This window comes from Nonomuraea sp. NPDC001684 (assembly GCF_053596515.1).
This window is the reverse complement of the sequence record NZ_JBSFGJ010000716.1, coordinates 1-3,012: the sequence shown is the minus strand read 5'-3', so window position 1 is coordinate 3,012 and position 3,012 is coordinate 1. Positions and strand designations below refer to the sequence as shown.

At 75.0% G+C, this 3,012-nt stretch carries 2 protein-coding genes; both read right to left on the bottom strand.

The window, feature by feature from the left end; translation table 11 throughout:
• Window positions 1-273 (bottom strand): UvrD-helicase domain-containing protein (locus ACWCSD_RS50600; RefSeq protein ID WP_449926688.1); only part of this gene is annotated, 273 nt, incomplete at its 3' end.
• The coding region (locus ACWCSD_RS50595; RefSeq protein WP_449926685.1) for an ATP-dependent helicase at window positions 267-3,012 on the bottom strand (2,746 nt) is incomplete at its 5' end. The genes ACWCSD_RS50595 and ACWCSD_RS50600, both read right to left, overlap by 7 nt.

Genomic DNA, 3,012 nt, shown 5'->3' with positions numbered 1-3,012 from the left:
GCCCGCCTCGGCGAGCCCGGTCAGGCGCTCCCTGACCCGGACGGCCAGCTCGGCCGCGGCCTTGCGGGTGAACGTCAGCCCCAGCACGTTCTCCGGTTTGACCAGGCCGTTGGCCACCAGCCAGACCACCCGCCCGGCCATCGTCTCGCTCTTGCCCGAGCCCGCGCCCGCCATGACGACCATCGGTTCGAGCGGCGCCTCGATGACCGCGGCCTGCTCGCTCGTCGGCGGCAGGATGCCGAGCTTGTCGGCCAGTTCGACCGGGTTCAGCACACCTGGCCCCCGTTGTCGTTGACCGGGCAGCTCGCCCGCGCCGCGCACGTGCGGCAGCCGTCGTTCACCTTGGCCTGGAAGAACGGGCCCGACATGCCCGTGGCGACGGTGTCGACCAGGTCGCCGGCCCAGCCGGGGTTCTTGTCGTCGGCCAGCGCGCCCTGCCGCTGCTCGGTGGCGGCGTTCTTGCCGGCCGCCTTGCCGAGCTGGACCAGCGCGGCGCCGCCGGGCTCGGTCATGCCGTGCCGGGCGAACGCGCCGAGCAGCGCGGCGAGCTGGTAGACGCCGAGCTGCGGATGCCGGTCGAGCTCGCCCGGCTTGGGCTTGGAGCCGCCGGTCTTCAGGTCGATGATCACCGCGCGGCCGTCGTCGTCGCGCTCGACCCGGTCGACCCGGCCCTTGATCTGCACGCCCTCGGAGACCGTGGCGACGAACGACTCCTCGATGGCGACCAGCTCGCGCGGGTTGTCCTTCTGCCAGCGCAGGAACTTGCCGATCATCTGCTCGGCGACCTGGCGCTGCTTGCGGTTGTACCAGACGTCGCCGAAGTCGAGCTCGTTCCAGACCTGGTCGAGCCGCTCGCCCAGGGCGTCCTCGCCGGGCAGGTCGGTGGCGGCCAGCATGGCCAGCGCGTGGATGACGTTGCCGAGGCCCTGGGCGGTGCTGGTGCCCGCGGCGCCGACCGCCGTCTCCAGGAGCCAGCGCAGGCCGCACTTGGTGAAGCTCTCGACCGCGGACGGGGAGATGTTGACGATGCCGTCCGGCCAGCTCAGCGGGCGGTCATCGGTGATGGGGGTGAGGGCGTACCAGTCGTTGGGGTGGGCGCCCTGGACCCCGGCGGCGGCCAGGCGGGCGAGCTGCCGCGCGGCGCGCTGCCGGACCTTGGCCGGTTTGGTGGGGTCGGTCACCGCGCTGCGGAGGTCGGCCACCAGCGCCGACATGGTCAGCCAGCGCGCCCGGTCGTCGACCGTGGCCGACTCGACCGCGCCCGGCATCAGCTCCGACAGGAACCGGGAGGGCCGCTCGTCGGTGTCCTCGCCGCCGACCGCCGTGACCACCAGCCGCCGCCTGGCCCGCGTGGCCGCGACGTAGAACAGCCGCCGCTCCTCGGCCAGCAGCTTGGAGGCCAGCGACGCGGCGCTCGGCTCGGCGCCCTCGACCACCTCCACCAGGTCGTCGGCGCCCAGCAACGACCCGCGCAGCCGCAGGTCGGGCCAGACCCCCTCCTGGACGCCCGCCACGACCACGATGTCCCATTCCAGGCCCTTGGAGCGGTGGGCCGTCAGCACCCGCACGGCGTCGCCGTCGGGGGCGCGGTCGGCCAGCGTGTCGCCCGGGATCTCCTGGGCGGCCAGGTTGTCGAGGAACACCTCGGGGCCCGCCTTGGGCATGCGGTCGACGAACTTGGCGGCGTGGTCGAACAGCGCCACCACCGCGTCGAGGTCGCGGTCGGCCTGCGCGCCGCGGGAGCCGCCGGACAGGCTCTGCTCGGTCCAGCGCGGGCCCAGGCCGCTGGCGTGCCACACGGCCCACAGGAGGTCTTCGGCGGTGCCCTCCTGCGCGGCGGCCTCGCGGGCGGCGGCGAGCAGCTTGGCGACGCGTTCGGCGGGGAGGGCGACGTGCGGCTCGACGCGGGTGAGCTCGCGGGCGTCCTGGATCGCCGCCACCAGCAGCTCGCCGGACGACCGCGCCCCGGCCTTCCCGGCGACCGGCTCCTCCTCGGGGGCCGGCTCCTCCTCCGCGACCGGCTCCTCCTCGGGGGCCGGGTCCTCCTCCGCGACCGGGTCCTCCTCGGCGGCCGGTTTCTCCTCGGCCGGTCCCTGCGCGGTCGGCGGCTCCTCGGCGGCCAGGGCCTCGTTCTCGGCTATCTTGAGCGCCCGGCGCAGGCGGCGTACGCCGATCATGTCCGTGCCGCCGAGCGGGCCCGTCAGCAGTTCCTCGGCCACCCCCTCGTCGAGCTGCGCCGGGTCGAGCGCCACCCGCAGCATCGTGAGCAGCGGCCGGACCCCCGGCTCCTGGGCGATCGGCACCTCGTCCCCGGCGATCATCGTCGGCACCCCGGCGTTGACCAGCGCCCGCCGCAGCAGCGGCACCTGGCGCTTGGCCGAGCGCACCAGCACCGCCATGCGGTGCCAGGGCACCCCCTCGATCAGGTGCGCCCGCCGCAGCGTGTCGGCGACGATCGCGGCCTCCTGGCTGGTGCTGTCGGCCAGCAGGACGCGCGCGTCGCCGGGCTCGACGCCGGCCGCCGGGACCAGGTCGCGGTGGCCGTGCCGCTGGTCGTGGTCGGGGGCCGGGGCGATCGGCAGGCGGGCGGCGACCCGGCGCGAGGCCTCCAGCAGGTCGGCCCCGCTCCTGCGGCACACGCGCAGCGCCACCACCGGCGCCTCGCGCCCGTCGAGCGTCCTGAACCGCTCGGGGAACTTCATGATCCCCTGGACGTCGGCGCCCCGGAACCCGTAGATCGACTGGTCGGGGTCGCCCACCGCGACGAGGTCGCGCCCGTCGCCGGCGAGCTGGTCGAGCAGGTACTCCTGGGCCGGGTCGGTGTCCTGGTACTCGTCGACGAACACCATGTCGTGGGCGGCCCGCTCGCGCGCGCGCACCTCGGGCCTGGTCAGCAGCGCCGAGGCGGCCCCGATCAGCTCGGCGTAGTCGTAGGTGTCCTCGGGGTCGAGGTCGAAGCGGTCCTGGTAGCGCTCGTAGAACCGGCCGGTGGCGATCCAGTCGCTCCTGCCG